Source organism: Acidovorax sp. Root217, assembly GCF_001428645.1.
In the GTDB taxonomy this organism is placed as follows: Bacteria; Pseudomonadota; Gammaproteobacteria; order Burkholderiales; family Burkholderiaceae_C; genus Acidovorax.
The window spans coordinates 299,950-316,087 of sequence record NZ_LMIH01000006.1 but is presented as its reverse complement, the minus strand read 5'-3'; the positions used below and the strand labels follow the sequence as shown (position 1 = coordinate 316,087).

The following is a 16,138-nucleotide window of genomic DNA, read 5'->3' as shown; positions in this document are numbered from 1 at the left end:
AAGTGGTTGAGTTCCCCATGCTCACCTTGCCCCACGGGGCAGAGTCAAGCAGCGGGATCAGGCTTTCCGGAAAGGAGCGGCGTCAGGCGCTGGCGTGGCCCAGGGGGACCAATTGGCGCAATGGGCCCAAGTGCGCATCCGGCGCGGCGCAGGCCTGCGGCGTGGCGGGGACTGCCATGGCATCGCAGGCGTACAACTCGGCCTCCAGTGCCGCCAGTTGTCCATCAAGCACTGCCAGGCGCGCCATCTCCCGGGCCAGCGCCGCGCGCCGCTGCGCCAGCAGACCGGCCATGCGTGCCCAACCAGCGCTGCTGTGCAGGTCGGGCAGGCCCTCCAGTTGCGCCAGGCTGAACCCCAGACCCTGCGCCTGGCGGATGAGCTGCACACGCGCCACGTCGCCCTCGCCGTAGTGGCGGTAGCTGCCGTCGCGCGCCACCGTGCCCAGCAGGCCGCGCGCCTCGTACAGGCGGATGGCCTTGGGCGTGGTGCCGGTGCGTTGGGCAAGTTCTCCGATGCGCATGGGGAGGGTTCCTGAAGGGGGTGGGCGGTGGAGGGGATGGCTCCACCGCAAAATAGTAGCCTACGCACGTCCTGGCCCTCCACCTTTTGCCCACCACCATGCCCCAGTTCGCCGCCAACCTGAGCCTGATGTACACCGAGCTGCCCTTCCTCGCGCGCTTCGCCGCTGCCTCACGCGACGGCTTTGCTGCGGTGGAATGCCAGTTCCCCTATGCCTTCGCCCCGATCGAGCTGGCGGCGCGGCTGGCCGACAACGGCCTGGCGATGGTGCTGCTCAACGCCCCGCCCAGCGGCACCGACCGCGCCAGCATGGCCACGGCCTGGGAGCAGCAGGCGCGCGGCACGGCGGCGTTGCCGGGGCGTGAGGCGGAGTTTCGCCGCGGCGTGCAGGAAGCGCTGGAATATGCAGACGCCCTGGGCTGCCCGCGCATCCACGTGCTCTCGGGCATGGTACCGGCCGGGGTCGAGCGCGAATCGCTCAAGGGCCTGTGCGTGGACAACCTGCGCTGGGCGGCGGCCGAGGCGGCGCAGAGCGGGCGCGAGATCCTGATCGAGCCCATCAACCTGCGCGACATGCCGCGCTACTTCCTGAACCGCCAGGACCATGCCCATGAGCTGCTCGACGCGGCGCAGATGGACAACCTCAAGGTGCAGATGGACCTGTACCACTGCCAGATCGTGGAGGGCGACGTGGCCAGCAAGCTGCGCCGCTACCTGCCCACGGGCCGCGTGTCGCACCTGCAGGTGGCGGGCGTGCCCGAGCGCCAGGAGCCCGATCGGGGCGAGCTGCACTACCCCTACCTCTTCGACCTGATCGACAGCCTGGGCTACGCCGGCTGGGTGGGCTGCGAGTACCGGCCGGCCGCCGGCACCTCCGAAGGCCTCGGATGGCTTGAGAGGACGCAATCAGGCCACTGACTCCCGGCTAAGCAGGTGTGGTACGCAGCTCTGCGTAAGGGAATGCGTGAATAAATGTAACAGGCACTCGGGCTTAGAGTGAACGCAGACCGGCACAGCCGGCAATGCGCATTCACTTTCAGGAGACAAACCCCGTGTCAGCCCCCCTTGCCAACAACCGTTCCGTCGCACGCCAGGTCACGCTCATGGCCATTGCCCTGGTGGCGCTGGTCATGGTGCTCGTGGGCCTGGCCATCGCCGTGCTGACCGAGCGCAACACGCGCGCCCAATTGATCGCCAGCGTGGGCGACACCGCGCAGAGCGTGGCCCAGTCGCTGGACGCAGCCGACAACACCAACCGCGAACTGGTGCAGCTCACGATGAAGGGCTTTCAGCGCTACTTCGACGCGGCCATGCACCTGGACGAGGCCACGGGCGAGCTGCGCAGCTACGGCGCCCTGGTCAACGAGGACTATGGCTCGGTGGACAAGTTTGCCAACGAGACCGGGGGCATCGCCACGGTGTTCGCGCGCAAGGGCGAGGAGTTCATGCGCATCACCACCTCGGTCAAGAACGACAAGGGCGAGCGCCAGCAGGGCACGCCGCTGGCGCGCACCGACCCGGCCTATGCGGCCGTGAGCAAGGGCGAGCCCTACACCGGCGTCACCGTGGTGGGCGGCAAGCCCTATATGGGCCACTACCTGCCCACCAAGGACGGCGCGGGCAAGGTGACGGCCGTGCTGTTCATCGGCAACGACATCAGCGTGTTCCACACCATGCTGCAAAAGCAGGTCGCGCAGACGCGCTTCTTCGAGCATGGCGGCACCTACGTGGTGAACCCCGGCGCCGGGCTGGACAAGGCCCAGTTCGTCTACCACCCGAGCGCCGGCGGCAAGCGCGTGCTGGAGGCCTACCCCCAGGCCGGCCCGTTCCTGGAGGCGCTGGCCGCCTCGCAGGACGGCTATGTGCGCGAGGCCGTGCCGCTGCTGGGCCAAGGCGCAGAGGACCCCTTCGCCCTGGTGCGCAAGACCGCTGGCGGCTGGTGGGTGGTGGCCGAGGTGCCCTACGGGGAGGCCATGGCCGGCCAGCGCCGCGTGACCCTGGCCGTGTGGGCGCTGATGGCGGTGGCCGTGGCGTTGCTGGCCGTGGGCCTGTTCCTGATGCTGCGCCGCGGCGTGAGCCGCCCGCTGCGCGGCCTGACCCAGGCCATCACCCTGGTGGCGCAGGGCGACCTGACGCAGGTGTTCCACACCACGCGGCGCGACGAGATCGGTGCGCTGGTGCAGGAGGTCGAGGGCATGCGCCAGCGCTACACGCAGATGCTGCAGCAGGTACGCACCGCCGTGGACAGCATCGGCACCGCCAGCGCCGAGATCGCCAGCGGCAACCAGGACCTGTCGGCCCGCACCGAGGCCACGGCCAGCAGCCTGGCGCAGACGGCCCAGAGCATGGACCATCTGACCACCACCGTGCGCCAGTCGGCCGATGCCGCGCGCCAGGCCAACCAGTTGGCCAACACCGCCGCCGAAGTGGCCGCGCGCGGCGGGCAGGTGGTGGGCGAGGTGGTGACCACCATGGGCGAGATCAACCAGAGTTCGCGCAAGATCGCCGACATCATCGGCGTGATCGACTCGATTGCCTTCCAGACCAACATCCTGGCGCTGAATGCCGCCGTGGAAGCGGCCCGCGCCGGCGAGCAGGGCCGGGGCTTTGCCGTGGTGGCCAGCGAGGTGCGCAGCCTGGCCGGACGCAGCGCGGACGCGGCCAAGGAGATCAAGCAACTGATCAACGCCTCGGTGGAGCGCGTCGAATCGGGCGCGCGACTGGTGCACAACGCGGGCACGACCATGGACGAGATCGTGGGCTCGGTGCAGCGCGTGGGCCACATCATCGGCGAGATCACGGCCGCCTCGGGCGCGCAGTCGGACGGCATCGGCCAGGTCAACACCGCCGTGAACCAGCTCGACCAGATGACGCAGCAGAACGCCGCCCTGGTCGAGGAATCGGCCGCCGCCGCGCACAGCCTGCGCGAACAGGCCACCCGGCTGGCCGGCGCGGTGCAGGTATTCAAGCTCTCGGGCGTGCCGGCACTGGGCCTGTCGGCGGTGGAGGTGCCCGCCCTGCAGTAGGCGTGGCCGGCACTTTTTCTGACGGGAGTGGGCGGCGCCATCGTTTATCCTGAACTCCCTGCGGCCTTTGCCGCCCGTCCCGACTAAGTGCCATGGTTCCCTTCACTGCCGACGTGCCCACCATGCTGGTGATGATCATCCTGTCATCGCTGGCGGCTGCCTTGGCGATGGCCGTCGTGACCTGGGGCAAGCGCCGCGAAGGGGTGGAGCTGTGGGCCCTGGGCCTGCTGCTCAATGCCATGGCCTATGCCCTGTTCGCATCGCGCGGCCACATCCATGCCCTGCTGTCCATCGTGCTGGGCAATGTGCTGCTCAGCTGCATGTTCTCCTGCCTGGCGGCGGCCCTGCTGCAATTCCAGGGCCGGCCGCTGCCCTGGCCCACCATGGCGGTCGCGCCGGTGCTCATGGCCGCCGGCATGGCCTGGTTCATCGACGACTATGCCGCGCGCGTGGTGCTGGCCGGGCTGCTGCTGGGGGCGCTGAACCTGTGGGCGCTGTGGATCCTGTTCTCGCGACGCGGGTCCACGCCCGGCCGCGGCACCTGGCTGGTCATGGCGGTCCTGGCCCTGCAGGCGCTGGTATTCCTGGTGCGCGTGGCCGTGATCGGCGGCAGCGACGATCCGGCCACCGGCATCATGCAGTCCAGCGGCGTGCAGACGCTGACCTTCAGCACCACCTTCATCGAGCTGATGGTGGCCACCATGGGCTTCATCTTCATGGCCCGGGACCGGGCAGACGAGAACAACCGCCGCCTGGCGGCGCTGGACCCCCTGACCGGCGTGGCCAACCGGCGCGCGGCCATCTCGGCGCTGGACCGCGACGTGGCGCGCGCGGTGCGCACGCGCGAATCCATCTCGGTGATGATGGTGGACATCGACCACTTCAAGCGCGTCAACGACCACTACGGCCACCCAGTGGGCGACCAGGTGCTGTGCCACGTGGTCAACCTGCTGCGCGAGCGCCTGCGATCACAGGACCTGGTGAGCCGCTATGGGGGCGAGGAATTCCTCGTGGTGCTGCCCGACACCGACCTGATCGGCGCCCACCAGGTGGCGCGCCAGCTGTGCGAGTCGGTGTCCGGCGCGCGCTACCGGCACGAGGGCAAGGACATCAGCGTCACGGTGAGCATTGGCGTCTTCGGCGGCCGGCTGGAGCCGGGCGACAGCTGGGACATGCTGATCTCGGCCGCCGACCGGGCCCTGTACCGGGCCAAGGAGCTCGGGCGCAACCGGGTGGAGGCGGCCTTGGCCCTGCACCCGCCCTCGTCACCCTCCTCGCTCGACTCCAATCCCGAGACGCTGCCAACGTCTGAATACTGACCCGTGGCGCGCTGGCGCGCGTTGTGTTGGAATGTCGGTTTCATCCCATCCCGCCAGAGGAACACCACCATGAACGCCCGCGTCCCCCCCCACGCCCTGCAACCCGCACTGGCGCTTGAGCGGGTGAGTCAGGCGTGGGACACCGACATCCTGCGCCAGCTCACCGACTACATCGCCATCCCCGCCAAGTCGCCCGGCTTTGCCCCCGACTGGGCCGAGCTGGGCCTGCTCGACACCGTGGTGCGCAATGCCGCCACCTGGGTCGAAGCGCAGAAGGTGGCCGGCCTGCGCCTGGAGATCGTGCGCCTGGCAGGCCGCACCCCCGTGCTGTTCTTCGAGATCGACGCCACCGCGCCCGCCTCGGCCCAGACCGTGCTGATGTATGGCCACCTGGACAAGCAGCCCGAGTTCTCGGGCTGGCGCAATGACCTGGGCCCCTGGACGCCCAAGTACGAGGACGGCAAGCTCTACGGCCGCGGTGGCGCCGACGACGGGTATGCGGTGTACGCCAGCATTGCTGCCGTGCAGGAACTCAAGCGCCAGAACGTGCCGCACCCACGCATCGTGGGCCTGATCGAGACCTGCGAGGAAAGCGGCTCGGGCGACCTGCTGCCCTACATCAATGCCTTGAAGAGCCGCATGGGCGACGTGGCGCTGGTGGTCTGCATGGACTCGGGCGCCGGCAACTACGACCAGCTGTGGCTCACCACCAGCCTGCGCGGCATGGCCAGCGGCACGCTCAAGGTCGAGGTGCTGACCGAAGGCATCCACTCGGGCGACGCCTCGGGCCTGGTGCCTTCGTCGTTTCGCATCATGCGCCAGGTGCTCGACCGGCTGGAAGACAGCGCCACCGGCCGCCTGCTGCCCGCCAGCTTCCACTGCGAGGTGCCTGCGGACCGCCTGGCCCAAGCCCGCGCCACGGCCGCCATCCTGGGCGAGGAGGTGTACAGGCGCTTCCCCTGGGCGCACTACGACTGCGGCGGCTCCACCGCCTTTGCGCTGCCCACCACCACCGACCCGCTGCAGGCCCTGCTCAACCGCACCTGGACACCCACGCTCAGCGTGACCGGCGCCGAAGGCTTTCCGGCCCTTCAGGACGCGGGCAATGTGCTGCGCCCCTACACCGCCTTCAAGCTCAGCCTGCGCCTGCCCCCGCTGGTGGACGCGGCCCAGGCCGTACAGGAGCTCAAGACACTGCTGGAGGACAACGCCCCCTACCAGGCCCGGGTCACCTTCGACCACGGCGGCGGTGCCACGGGCTGGAACGCCCCGGCCACCACGCCCTGGTTCGAGCGGGCGCTCAACGAGGCATCAGAGGCGCACTTCGGCGCGCCCTGCGGCTACATCGGCCAGGGTGGCACCATCCCGCTCATGAACATGCTCAGCGAAGGCTTCCCTCAGGCGCAGATGATGGTCTGCGGCGTGCTCGGCCCCAAGAGCAATGCCCACGGCCCCAACGAGTTCCTGCATGTGCCGTATGCCAAGCGCCTCACGGCCTCGGTGGCCCACGTGATCGCGGCCATGGCCGCCGAGCAGGCTGCGCCAGCCACCCCGGCCTGAGAGGCTGAGAGTCTTTCCTCCTGCGCCCTGCCTTGGCGGGGCGCCGGTTTACCGCTTCCCTGTTGCAGGCCCTGATGATGGACAAACGCGCGTTTCTACAGACCTTCACCGCATCGGCCCTGGCATCCACCCAGCTGGGTGCATGGGCGCAGCCCGCACCCGCTCCCGTGCCGGCAAAGGGTGCGCAGCACCAGCTGTCAGGCACCGGCAGCGATGGCAAGCCGGTCATGCTGTCCGACTTCAAGGGCAAGGTCTGCCTGGTGAGCTTTTTCACCGCCGGCTGCGCCCTGTGCGTCAACGAACTGCGCCTGATGCGTGAGTTCTACACCAACAACCGCCAGCGCGACTTCGTGCTGCTGGGGGTGAACCTGGACGACAAGAGCGCGGATTTCATGCAGTACATCGACCTGCTCAAGGTGTCCGTGCCAGCCGAGCAGCGCTTTCCCATCGCCTGGCGCAACGCCCCGGGGCACCAGGACAGCTTCGGCACCATCACGCGCAGGCCCACGCACTACGTGCTCAACCGCCAGCACCAGCAGGTGCTGCGGCGCGAGGGCAGTTTCCAGCCCACCGATTGGGACGACCTCTGGATCTCGCTGAACTAGGGCCTGTTAACACGCCCTGAACCGTTGGGTACTCGCCATGGCCCGGACCTGCCAGGGCCTGGCCTTGCATGAAATCCATTGACGGCGCTGCACGGCCCCGTCACGATGCCTGCATGCGGCAGATTGTTGCCTGCACGAACCTTTCCTGTCCGCCCCCGGGCCACGACGCTCACTTCTGCCGCCCTGTCCGATGACCGAACCCGTTCCCTCCACCCTGACCACCTTCACCGCCAGCGACGGGGAGAATCTGGCCGTCCAGGACTGGCCGCTGCCACCGGGCCAGGCCCAGCGGGGCACCGTGCTGCTGGTGCATGGCCTGGGGGAGCATGTGGGCCGCTACGACGCGCTGGCGCGGCAACTGGGGGGCTGGGGCTTTGCCGTGCGCGGCTACGACCAGTACGGCCACGGCGAATCGAGCGGGCCGCGCGGCGGGCTCACCACCGACAGCCGGCTGCTCGACGACCTGGCCGACATGGTGGACGCTGTGCGCGCCCGCACCCCCGAGGGCTTGCCGCTGGTGCTGCTGGGCCACAGCATGGGCGGGCTGGTGGCCTCGCGCTTCGTCGCACTCGGCGTGCGGCCCGTGGATGCGCTGGTGCTGTCGTCCCCGGCGCTGGATCCGGGCCTGGGCGCGGTGCAAAAGCTGCTGCTGGCCACCTTGCCGCGCCTGGCACCCAACCTGCGCGTGGGCAATGGCCTGGATGCGCAGTACCTCTCGCACGACAATGCCGTGCCGGTCGCCTACCTGGCAGACCCGCTGTGCCATGACCGCATCAGTGCGCGCCTGGCGCGCTTCATTGCCGACGGCGGCCCGGCCACCGTGGCCGCAGCGGCCCAGTGGAAAGTGCCGACCCTGTTGATGTGGGCCGGCAGCGACAGGCTGGTGAACCCCGCTGGCAGCCGCGCCTTTGCGGCCGCCGCACCCAGCGCCCGGGTGCAGTCGCGCTGTTTCGAACCGCTGTACCACGAGCTGTTCAACGAGCGCTCCGATCTGGCTGCCCCCGTGTTCGAGACCCTGCGCCAGTGGCTGGACATGCGCTGCCCGGCACGCGCCAACAACGCGGCCACCCGGGGCCGGCTCGCTTCCGTCGCTTGATCGTGATCGGCCAGGGCCTGTAGACCAGCCCCGGTGATTCCTGCGTGTGGCTTACTTGCTCAGCAGGCCGCCGAGCATGCCGAACAGGTCGCTGCTGTGGCCCAGGCCGCCCTGGGGCGCATGGCCCTGCGGCGTGAGCTGGTCAAGCAGCCCCGGCAGCACCTGCGCCAGCTGGTTCGCCGCATCCGACTGGCCCACGCCCAGCTGCGATGCCACCTGCGACAGTGGGCCGGAGCCGAGCACGCGCGAGAGCTGGTCGCCCGAGATGGCCTGGTTGGTGCCGGAGCCGAGCCACGAGGCGATCATGTCGCCCAGCCCGGCCTGCTGGAATTTGGCCATCAGGCCGGGCAAGCCACCCACCGGGCCGTCATTGCTCACCAGCGACAGCACCGCCTGGATGAGCTGCGGATTCTGTGCGGCCAGCGCCACCAGCCCGCCCAGGCCACCACCGCCTTGCGCGGCCGAAGCACCGCCATGGCCCTGCGACGCGTTCTGAATGACAGCGCCCAGCACTGAATCGAGCAAACCCATGGTGATCTCCTGAAATAAGTCAGGGCAGGGCCGAAGCAGCCCGCCACCCGGAGATGGTACGCAGGCCAGGGCAGGCCCTGGTGTCAACAATGGTGAATTGTCCTACTGAGGGCCGCCGGTCGATAGGAGACCGCAAGCCTGCGGACTCACTTGGTGCGCGCAGGGCGCTTTTCGAGCAGGGGCTGGCTGATGCCCTGCACACCGACCAGGCCGAGCACGGTGACCAGCGAGTTCTGCGCACCCTTCCAGGCATCGGTCATGTCGATCCATTCCGACAGCGCGTGAAAGCCCCCGGTCTTGCCGCCGCCACCGATCACGATGGCCGGGATGCCCAGGGACATGGGCACGTTGGCGTCGGTGCTGGCACCGCTGAGCACCGTCTTGTGGCCGAACGCCGTGTTGGAGCGCACGGCGGCCTCGACCAGGATCGCATCCACCGGGGTGCGGCCGCCTGGGCGGTCGCCGATCAGCTTGCTGGACGCGCTCAGCGTGGTCACGCCCCAGCGCTGGTTTTCCTCCGCCACGGCCGCGTCCACGGCTGCCAGCACCTGCTTTTCGGTGGCCAGCAGCGGCTCCATCGCGTCGGAGCGGATGTCCACGGCCATCCGCGCCTCGGGGGCGATGGTGTTCACAGAAGTGCCGCCGCCCACCGTGCCCACGGTGAAGGTGGTCTTGGGCGAGGTCGGCGTGCGGATCTCGGAGATCTTGGCAATCGCCCGGCCCATGCCGTGGATGGCGCTCGGCACCTGGCCGAAGGCGGCATAGCTGTGGCCGCCCGGGCCCTTGAAGGTGACCTCGTGGCGGTGGCTGCCCGTGCCGAGCACCAGAACGGTGCCGTCCGGGGCGGGCTCCAGGGCCACCATGCCGTCGATGTCCAGGTGCTCGGCGAACAGGTGCTTCATGCCGCGCAGGTTACCGAGTTCCTCCTCGCCCACGTTGCCCACGAACACTAGGTCGCCCACGGTGGCGATGCGGTTGTCGTTGAGCACCTTGAGCCAGGACAGCAACACGGCCAAGCCGCGCGTGTTGTCGGAGATGCCGGGCGCATACAGGCGGCCGTCGCGCTCCTTGACCTTCACGTCGGTGCCAGCCGGGAACACCGTGTCCATATGGGCCGAGATCACCAGCTTGGGGCCCTGGCCCGTGCCCTTGCGCACGCCGACCACGTTGCCTTCGGCGTCGATGGCCGCATCGGTGAGCCCCAGCGCCTTCAGCCGGGTGAGGAAGGCTTCGGCGCGCTTTTGCTCCTTGAAGGGCGGCGCCTCGATCTCGGTGAGCAGCTTCAGGTCGCCGATCGAGCGCTCGTGGTCGGCCTTGACGGCCTCGAGCAGCTTCTGGATCTGCGGGGCGGCCATGAGCTGGGTGTAGGCCTGGTCCACGGCGGGGCGCAACTGGGTAGGCGTGGGGGCGACGGCCTGGGCATGGGCCGCACCGCCCAGCAGGGTGGCGACGGACAGGGCAACGGCGCTGGCCGCGAAGGCGAAACGGGGGGTACGGGTCTGGATCATGGTGGAAAGGAAAATTGACGAAACTACAAGAATGCGGACCGCCTGGCAGGCGACAAGCGGCACACTGCAACGGAGCAATTGTTGGGCCGCAGCGCCGCTTTCGGCTCTGCTTTAATCTACCCACTCGTCAGTTTTTCTTACATGCACCGCCATATCCCCAGCACCCGCGCCCTGCTCATCTTCGACGCCGTGGCGCGCCACCATGGCGTGGGCAAGGCCGCCCAGGAGCTGTTTTTGACCCACAGCGCGGTGAGCCAGCAGCTGCGCCAGCTCGAAGGGCAACTGGGCTTGCAACTGGTGCGGCGCAGCGCGCGTGGCACCGATCTGACCGAGGTGGGCCGGCGCTACCACGCGCAAATCGTGGGTGACCTGCTGCGCCTGCAGAACCACACGCGCGAGGCCATGGCCCAGCGCGCCGACGGCACCAGCCTGCAGGTGGGCTGCGTGCCGGTGTTCGCCGAGCGCTGGCTGCTGCCGCGCCTGCCCACCTTCCTGGCCGAGGAGCCGGCCTGCAGCGTGCACCTGCAGGTCTACCCCACGCAAACCTACATGGCCGAGATCCCGTTCGACGTGGCCGTGCAATACGACGATGCGGCCTGGCCCGGCGCCCTGCAGCAGCCCCTGCTGCGCGAGGCCTGCGTGGCCGTATGCGCACCAGGGTCACGCCACCGGCGTGCCATGGAGCGCGGCGATTTCAGCGCCGTGCCGTTGCTGCAGCTCAGCTCGCGCCTGGGCGCCTGGGACGACTGGTTCGCCCACGCGGGCGTTGCCCACACGCCGGCTCACAGCCTGGGCGGGCACCGGTTCGATCTGTTCTCCATGCTCGTCGAGGCGGTGCGCGCGGACCTGGGGGTGGGCCTGGTACCGCGTTACTTCGTGGAGCGCGAGCTGCAATCGGGCGACCTGGCCCTGGCCCACCCTTTCGTGGACAGCGGCCTGCGCGGCTACAGCCTGTTCGTCGCGCGCGAACGGGCGCAAGAGCGCGCCGTCCAGGCCTTTGTCCACTGGCTCACGCAGGCCGTGGCTTCGCAAGTGCCTGTCACGGCACCCTGATGCTCAGGCTCTGCGGCGCTGCACTGCCAGCCACGCCAGGCCTGCACCCGTGACCACGATGGGTACCAGCGACCCCGCGTTGAGCAGCGTCCAGCCCTGGGTGGTGACCAGCACGCCCGACGAGAAGGCACTCACCGCCAGCGTCGCGAACACGCAGAAGTTGATGGCGGCCTGGGCGCGGTCCTTCTCCTCGGGCCGGTAGGCCGTCATGGCCAGCGTGGTGGCGCCCGTGAACAGGAAGTTCCAGCCCACGCCCAGCATGAACAGGGCAATGCCGAAGTGGTGCAGCTCCACCCCCGACAGCGCCACGGCCACGCAGGCGAAGTTCAGCAGCACCCCCGTGCCCATGACGGGCAGCACACCCAGGCGCTTGATCAGGTGGCCGGTGAAGAAGCCCGGCGCGAACATGCCGATCACATGCCACTCCAGCACCAGTGCCGCCTGATCGAAGGCGAAGCCGCACACCTGCATGGCCAGCGGCGTGGCCGCCATCAGCAGGTTCATCACGCCATAGCCCAGCGCGGCGCCCAGGATGGCCACCACGAAGGCGGGCTGGCGCATCAGCTCGGCCAGAGGCCGGCCCTGTTGCGGCTGGCCTGCGGCGTCGAGCACAACGGGCGGCGGCGCGAAGCGGATGGCCGACATGCAGGCCATGGCCAGCAGTGCCACGCCCATGAGCGCGACGTAGGCGCCGGCAAACGGCACCGGGAACAGCATTCGCGTGGCACTGGCCAGGTTGGGGCCGGCCACGGCGCCCAGCAGGCCACCCGCCAGCACCAGGGAGACGGCCTTCTCGCGGTAGGCAGGCACGGCCAGCTCCGCAGCCGCAAAGCGGTAGAGCTGGCCATTGGCGCTGTAATAGCCAGCCACCACGGTGGCCGCGCACAGCAGCCAGAAGTGTGCGCTGAACGCAGCCCAGGCGCACAGCGCCGCCGACAACACGGCCACGGCCAGCCCGATCTGGAACGACACCTTGCGCCCCCAGCGCGCCTGCGTGGCCGCCACCAGTGCCGTGGACAGCGCGCCGCCCACCACATAGCCCATCACCGGCAGCGTGGCCATCCAGCCATAGGGCGCCAGCTGCAGGCCCACAAGCCCGTTGATGGCGATGAAGACGACGTTGTTGGTCAGGAAAAGGCCCTGGCACAGGGCCAGCAGCCAGAGGTTCTTGTTCATGCAGACGGGGGCGCCGGGCGCGAGGGCAGGGGAAGGAGGCGCCCATTGTGCACATCGAAATCCCTGGCAGGCGCGCCAGCGGCTGTGCATGTGCACCAACAGGAGTGCCCGGACGTTGCACAGGGATTGGAGCCCCTGCGTGGCACGGATTGTGTATGGTGGGCCATGCACGGCTGGCCTGTGGCGCTGCATGCATTGCAAAGGATGACCGGATGTACCACGGAGAACGTTTCAACAGCATCAGCCACCTGGTGGGCGCCGCCCTGGCCGTGGCCGGCACGGCAGTGCTCGTGGCGCTGGCCGCCCGGCTGGGCGACCCGTGGAAGATCGTGGGTTTCAGCATCTACGGGGCCATGCTGGTGGCGTTGTACACGGCATCCACCGCGTACCACAGCGTGCGCGGGCGCGCCAAGGAGATCCTGCAGAAGGTGGACCACTGCAGCATCTACCTGCTGATCGCGGGCAGCTACACGCCGTTTGCGCTGGTCTCGTTGCGCGGCGCCTGGGGCTGGTCGCTGCTGGGGGTCGTCTGGGGCCTGGCCCTGCTGGGCATCGCGCAGGAGATCTGGCTGGCCAAGGGCGCACGCGTGCTCTCGCTGGTGATCTATGTGCTGATGGGCTGGCTGGCCCTGGTGGCCGTGGTGCCGCTGTGGCAGGCGCTCACCCCCGCCGGCTTCGGCTGGCTGCTGGCGGGCGGCGCCTGCTACACCCTGGGCATCGTCTTCTACGCCACCGACCACAAGGTTCGCCACGGCCACGGGCTGTGGCATTTGTTCGTGCTGGGCGGCAGCATCTGCCACTTCGTCACGGTGCTGCTCTACGTGGCCTAGCGCACACGGCCGCTGGCTATTCCAGCCAGCCCTTCGGAACCTTGTCGGCCTTCTTTTCCAGCGGATTGGCGGTGAGCCACTGGGCCGGGTACTGGCGCATGAATTCCTTGGCCTTTTCCTGCCGTGCGCTGAGCCAGGCGTCGTAGGCGCCTTCGTTAAGGATGGCGGGCATGCTCTTTTCGCTGCCCGGCTGCTGGTAGCGGTGCATGAGGGCGTGGTTGTTGGCATTCACCGTGAGCAGTGCGTAGCTGAGCAGCACTTCGCCATCCGGCCCTTGCCAGCGCGCCCACAGGCCCGCCACGCCCATGGGCTTGCCATCCACCCGCGTGATGCGGGTGGGAACGGCCTTGCCCGGGCGAAAGTCGTCTTCGTAGAAGGCCAGCATCGGCACGATGCAGCGCTGGCCGTTGAGCCAGGCGTCGCGGAACGCCGTGCCGGTGGAGGCGGTATCGGACTTGGCATGCGCCAGCTTGGGCGCACGCAGCTTGCCATCGGATGCCGACTTGACCCAGTGCGGCACCAGGCCCCACTGCGCGGGCACCAGTTCGCGGCGCCGCGCGGCGCGGCTGGGCGGGGCTTCGGCCAGGCCATCGTCCGCAACCACCGGAGCAACCTCGTCGACCGCCTCTGCAGCAGCGCGGATGAAAAAACCGTTCTTGCGCGGCCACAGATGCCGCTCGCCCAGCATGGCGGGGGACTCCACTCCGAAGGATTCGGGGTAGGCGCTGGCGTTCTGCAGGGTTTCGTAGTAAGTGCTCATGCGGCGATGGTACCTGTGCGGTGCCCCCCCAGCGGCCCCGAGGCTATCCAGCAGCGGGGCTCACGACCGCGCGTGCCCTGCCGAAGCTGCCGCCCGATGACCCGGCGCCACCGCCACCCGGTTGCGCCCCAGGGCCTTGGCGGTGTAGAGCGCCTGGTCGGCCCGCTCCAGGGTGTGCTCGATGGTCTCTTCGGGCAGGTGCTGGGCCAGCCCGGCCGACACGGTGAAGTGCACCGCCTCGGGCACATGCAGCACCTGCAGCCCCGCCACCGCAGCGCGCACGCGCTCCAGCAGCTCGTGCCCATCATCGAGTCGGGTGTCGCAGAGCATGAGCACGAACTCTTCGCCGCCCCAGCGGGCGAGCACGTCGGTATCGCGCACGCTGGCGCGCACGGCGGCGGTGAAGGCCTGCAGGGCCCGGTCGCCCGTGGAGTGGCCGTGCAGGTCGTTGATGGGCTTGAAATGGTCGATGTCCAGCAGCGCCAGCAGCAGGGGGCGGCCGCTGCGCAGGCTGCGCCGCTGCTCCAGCAGCATCAGGTCCACCATGGCGCGGCGGTTGAGCAGGCCCGTGAGTTCGTCGCGCATGGCCAGTTCGCGGTTTTCGGCCAGCGCCTGGGCCAGGGCCTCGCGCTGCTGGCGCAGGCGCTGGCGGATGTTCTGGATGCGCAGGTTCAGCGCGATCGAGCCCCCCAGCACGAGCAGCACCATGAGCGCATAGGCCGTGTCCACCACGCCGTAGGTTCCGGCATTGAACCGGGCTGCCGCAGCAACCGCCACGACAAAGGTCAGCAGGGCATAGGCACCGATGCCCACGACCTGCGCCAGCGTCAGGCCGAAGGTGCCGAAGAACAGGATCATGGCCAGCACGGCAGGCACCACACCGCGCGCATTGCCCGCGAGCACGTAGGCCACAGCACCGCTGGTGATGGTCCAGGCCATCTGGGCCATGGTGAGCGAGGGATCGGGCAGGCGCGCGGACCAGCCGCTGAAGACCATGGCCGTCATCACCATGAGGCCGCCCACCGAAATGGCGGCCCACCACTGGACCGCCTCTTCGTGGGCGGTCATGCCCGCATGCGCGAGCATGAGCATCACGCCCGAGCTGCCGATCATGAGCAGCAGCGCGAGCAAGGCCATGCTGCCTATCGTGCGCTGCCGACGGTCAGTGGGAAGGAAGGAGCCCACCAGCCGCCGCCAGTGGGTGGGTTTGTGCAAGGTGGCCTGCCTCTCCTGCCAAGGGCACGTCGCCCGGGTTGGGCGCGCTGGCCAGCGGCGCTGGCCGGGATTTTACCGGCGGGGCTTCCCGGGCGGGGAGTTTTTGTGTCGCATCCGCGCCTGGGTCAGGCGACCGTGAGCGCGGCCAGGGCCGCCAGGGGCGCCGTCTCGGCCCGCAGCACGCGCGCGCCGAGCGTGACGGAGGCGAAGCCGTGCTGCAGCGCCAGATTCTCTTCGGCTGGGCTCAACCCGCCTTCGGGGCCCGACAGAAACACCACGGGACCTGCGCCTGCCGCCCCGGTATGCAAGGGCACAGTGCCCGCCCGCAGCGACAGCAGCAGGCGCTGCGCCGAGCCCGGGGTGCCTGGCTGGGCCTGCGCCCGCACCCAGGCGCCCAGATCCACCGCACCGTGCACCATGGGCACCCGGTTGCGCCCGCACTGCTCGCAGGCGGCCACGGCCACGGCCTGCCAGTGGGCGATTTTCTTGTCGGCGCGCTCGCCCTTGAGCTTGAGCACGCTGCGCTCGGCCACCAGGGGGGTGATGCTGGCCACGCCGAGTTCGGCGGCCTTTTCCACGAGCCAGTCCATGCGCTCGTTGGCGGTGATGCCGGCCAGCAGGTGCACGGCGCGCGGCGCCTCGCGCTCGATGGCATGGTGGGCGCCGACCTGCACGCGCACGTCGCTGCGGCCCATGCGCAGCACGGTGGCGTCGAATTCGCCGCCGGGGCCGTCCTGGCCGCCGTGGAAGAGGGTGATGGCGTCGCCGGGCTGCAGGCGCAGCACCTGCACGTGGCGGGCGGCGCCCGGGGGCAGGTCGATCTCGGCGCCAGGCGCAAGGTCGATGGGGCAGTGGAAGCGAGGCATGCTCAATATCTTTTCAATGGCTTTCAGTTGGCCGTTCCACGGACCTCCTGATGGATGAAACCGGCGCGGCCAAG

At 69.3% G+C, this 16,138-nt stretch carries 15 protein-coding genes; 8 read left to right on the top strand and 7 right to left on the bottom strand.

Annotated elements, in window-relative coordinates; all coding sequences use genetic code 11:
• Nucleotides 1-82: 82 nt before the first annotated feature.
• Nucleotides 83-520 carry a MerR family transcriptional regulator gene (locus tag ASE31_RS05540; RefSeq protein ID WP_057200531.1) on the bottom strand — a complete coding sequence of 146 codons (438 nt, stop codon included), beginning with the start codon at nt 518-520 and terminating at the stop codon, nt 83-85.
• 98 nt (nt 521-618) lie between these two features.
• On the opposite strand from ASE31_RS05540, the gene otnI reads away from it, so the two are divergent.
• The 6 genes from otnI (at nt 619) to ASE31_RS05510 (ending at nt 8,125) form a co-directional block, all read left to right on the top strand.
• Entirely contained in the window at nt 619-1,437 is an 819-nt protein-coding gene (gene otnI / locus ASE31_RS05535) for a 2-oxo-tetronate isomerase (RefSeq protein WP_057200810.1), read from the top strand.
• 134 nt (nt 1,438-1,571) lie between these two features.
• The gene (locus ASE31_RS05530; protein WP_057200530.1) at nt 1,572-3,545 is read left to right on the top strand and encodes a methyl-accepting chemotaxis protein; all 1,974 of its coding nucleotides are present in this window, start codon (nt 1,572-1,574) and stop codon (nt 3,543-3,545) included.
• Nucleotides 3,546-3,637: 92 nt separating this feature from the next.
• The gene (locus tag ASE31_RS05525) at nt 3,638-4,864 is read left to right on the top strand and encodes a GGDEF domain-containing protein (protein ID WP_057200529.1); all 1,227 of its coding nucleotides are present in this window, start codon (nt 3,638-3,640) and stop codon (nt 4,862-4,864) included.
• A gap of 69 nt (nt 4,865-4,933) precedes the next feature.
• Complete coding sequence (locus ASE31_RS05520; RefSeq protein ID WP_057200528.1) at nt 4,934-6,424, top strand: M20 family metallopeptidase; 1,491 nt, start codon at nt 4,934-4,936, stop codon at nt 6,422-6,424.
• A gap of 74 nt (nt 6,425-6,498) precedes the next feature.
• Nucleotides 6,499-7,029, top strand: coding sequence for a TlpA disulfide reductase family protein (locus ASE31_RS05515; protein ID WP_057200527.1), 531 nt, complete (start codon nt 6,499-6,501; stop codon nt 7,027-7,029).
• Nucleotides 7,030-7,219: 190 nt separating this feature from the next.
• A complete protein-coding gene (locus ASE31_RS05510) occupies nt 7,220-8,125 on the top strand; it encodes an alpha/beta hydrolase (protein ID WP_057200526.1) in 906 nt (301 codons plus the stop codon).
• Between the two features lie 51 nt (nt 8,126-8,176).
• Here ASE31_RS05510 and ASE31_RS05505 read toward each other — a convergent pair whose 3' ends face one another.
• Together ASE31_RS05505 and ASE31_RS05500 are read right to left on the bottom strand one after the other, a co-directional pair.
• Nucleotides 8,177-8,656 (bottom strand): YidB family protein, encoded by a 480-nt coding sequence (locus ASE31_RS05505; protein WP_057200525.1) that lies wholly within the window; start codon nt 8,654-8,656, stop codon nt 8,177-8,179.
• A gap of 146 nt (nt 8,657-8,802) precedes the next feature.
• Complete coding sequence (locus ASE31_RS05500) at nt 8,803-10,164, bottom strand: M20/M25/M40 family metallo-hydrolase (RefSeq protein ID WP_157412365.1); 1,362 nt, start codon at nt 10,162-10,164, stop codon at nt 8,803-8,805.
• 141 nt (nt 10,165-10,305) lie between these two features.
• On the opposite strand from ASE31_RS05500, the gene ASE31_RS05495 reads away from it, so the two are divergent.
• Nucleotides 10,306-11,217: a LysR family transcriptional regulator gene (locus ASE31_RS05495; protein WP_057200524.1), complete on the top strand. Its 912-nt coding sequence runs from the start codon at nt 10,306-10,308 to the stop codon at nt 11,215-11,217.
• 3 nt (nt 11,218-11,220) lie between these two features.
• Here the strand turns inward: ASE31_RS05495 and ASE31_RS05490 are convergent, their stop codons facing one another.
• The gene (locus tag ASE31_RS05490) at nt 11,221-12,393 is read right to left on the bottom strand and encodes an MFS transporter (RefSeq protein WP_057200523.1); all 1,173 of its coding nucleotides are present in this window, start codon (nt 12,391-12,393) and stop codon (nt 11,221-11,223) included.
• A gap of 212 nt (nt 12,394-12,605) precedes the next feature.
• On the opposite strand from ASE31_RS05490, the gene ASE31_RS05485 reads away from it, so the two are divergent.
• Nucleotides 12,606-13,223: a hemolysin III family protein gene (locus ASE31_RS05485; protein ID WP_057200522.1), complete on the top strand. Its 618-nt coding sequence runs from the start codon at nt 12,606-12,608 to the stop codon at nt 13,221-13,223.
• 16 nt (nt 13,224-13,239) lie between these two features.
• Here ASE31_RS05485 and ASE31_RS05480 read toward each other — a convergent pair whose 3' ends face one another.
• The 3 genes from ASE31_RS05480 to ASE31_RS05470 form a co-directional block, all read right to left on the bottom strand.
• Nucleotides 13,240-13,983 (bottom strand): SOS response-associated peptidase, encoded by a 744-nt coding sequence (locus ASE31_RS05480; protein WP_057200521.1) that lies wholly within the window; start codon nt 13,981-13,983, stop codon nt 13,240-13,242.
• Between the two features lie 60 nt (nt 13,984-14,043).
• A complete protein-coding gene (locus ASE31_RS05475) occupies nt 14,044-15,120 on the bottom strand; it encodes a diguanylate cyclase (protein ID WP_057200520.1) in 1,077 nt (358 codons plus the stop codon).
• Nucleotides 15,121-15,323: 203 nt separating this feature from the next.
• Entirely contained in the window at nt 15,324-16,064 is a 741-nt protein-coding gene (locus ASE31_RS05470) for a 16S rRNA (uracil(1498)-N(3))-methyltransferase (protein ID WP_057200519.1), read from the bottom strand.
• Nucleotides 16,065-16,138: the final 74 nt, after the last annotated feature.

What these genes read in the sequence shown, in the direction of transcription:
- ASE31_RS05540 (WP_057200531.1), bottom strand. Translation starts at nt 520, where the DNA reads ATGCGCATCGGAGAACTTGCCCAACGCACCGGCACCACGCCCAAGGCC.
- otnI (WP_057200810.1), top strand. Translation starts at nt 619, where the DNA reads ATGCCCCAGTTCGCCGCCAACCTGAGCCTGATGTACACCGAGCTGCCC.
- ASE31_RS05525 (WP_057200529.1), top strand. Translation starts at nt 3,638, where the DNA reads ATGGTTCCCTTCACTGCCGACGTGCCCACCATGCTGGTGATGATCATC.
- ASE31_RS05520 (WP_057200528.1), top strand. Translation starts at nt 4,934, where the DNA reads ATGAACGCCCGCGTCCCCCCCCACGCCCTGCAACCCGCACTGGCGCTT.
- ASE31_RS05515 (WP_057200527.1), top strand. Translation starts at nt 6,499, where the DNA reads ATGATGGACAAACGCGCGTTTCTACAGACCTTCACCGCATCGGCCCTG.
- ASE31_RS05510 (WP_057200526.1), top strand. Translation starts at nt 7,220, where the DNA reads ATGACCGAACCCGTTCCCTCCACCCTGACCACCTTCACCGCCAGCGAC.
- ASE31_RS05505 (WP_057200525.1), bottom strand. Translation starts at nt 8,656, where the DNA reads ATGGGTTTGCTCGATTCAGTGCTGGGCGCTGTCATTCAGAACGCGTCG.
- ASE31_RS05500 (WP_157412365.1), bottom strand. Translation starts at nt 10,164, where the DNA reads ATGATCCAGACCCGTACCCCCCGTTTCGCCTTCGCGGCCAGCGCCGTT.
- ASE31_RS05495 (WP_057200524.1), top strand. Translation starts at nt 10,306, where the DNA reads ATGCACCGCCATATCCCCAGCACCCGCGCCCTGCTCATCTTCGACGCC.
- ASE31_RS05490 (WP_057200523.1), bottom strand. Translation starts at nt 12,393, where the DNA reads ATGAACAAGAACCTCTGGCTGCTGGCCCTGTGCCAGGGCCTTTTCCTG.
- ASE31_RS05485 (WP_057200522.1), top strand. Translation starts at nt 12,606, where the DNA reads ATGTACCACGGAGAACGTTTCAACAGCATCAGCCACCTGGTGGGCGCC.
- ASE31_RS05480 (WP_057200521.1), bottom strand. Translation starts at nt 13,983, where the DNA reads ATGAGCACTTACTACGAAACCCTGCAGAACGCCAGCGCCTACCCCGAA.
- ASE31_RS05475 (WP_057200520.1), bottom strand. Translation starts at nt 15,120, where the DNA reads ATGGCCTTGCTCGCGCTGCTGCTCATGATCGGCAGCTCGGGCGTGATG.
- ASE31_RS05470 (WP_057200519.1), bottom strand. Translation starts at nt 16,064, where the DNA reads ATGCCTCGCTTCCACTGCCCCATCGACCTTGCGCCTGGCGCCGAGATC.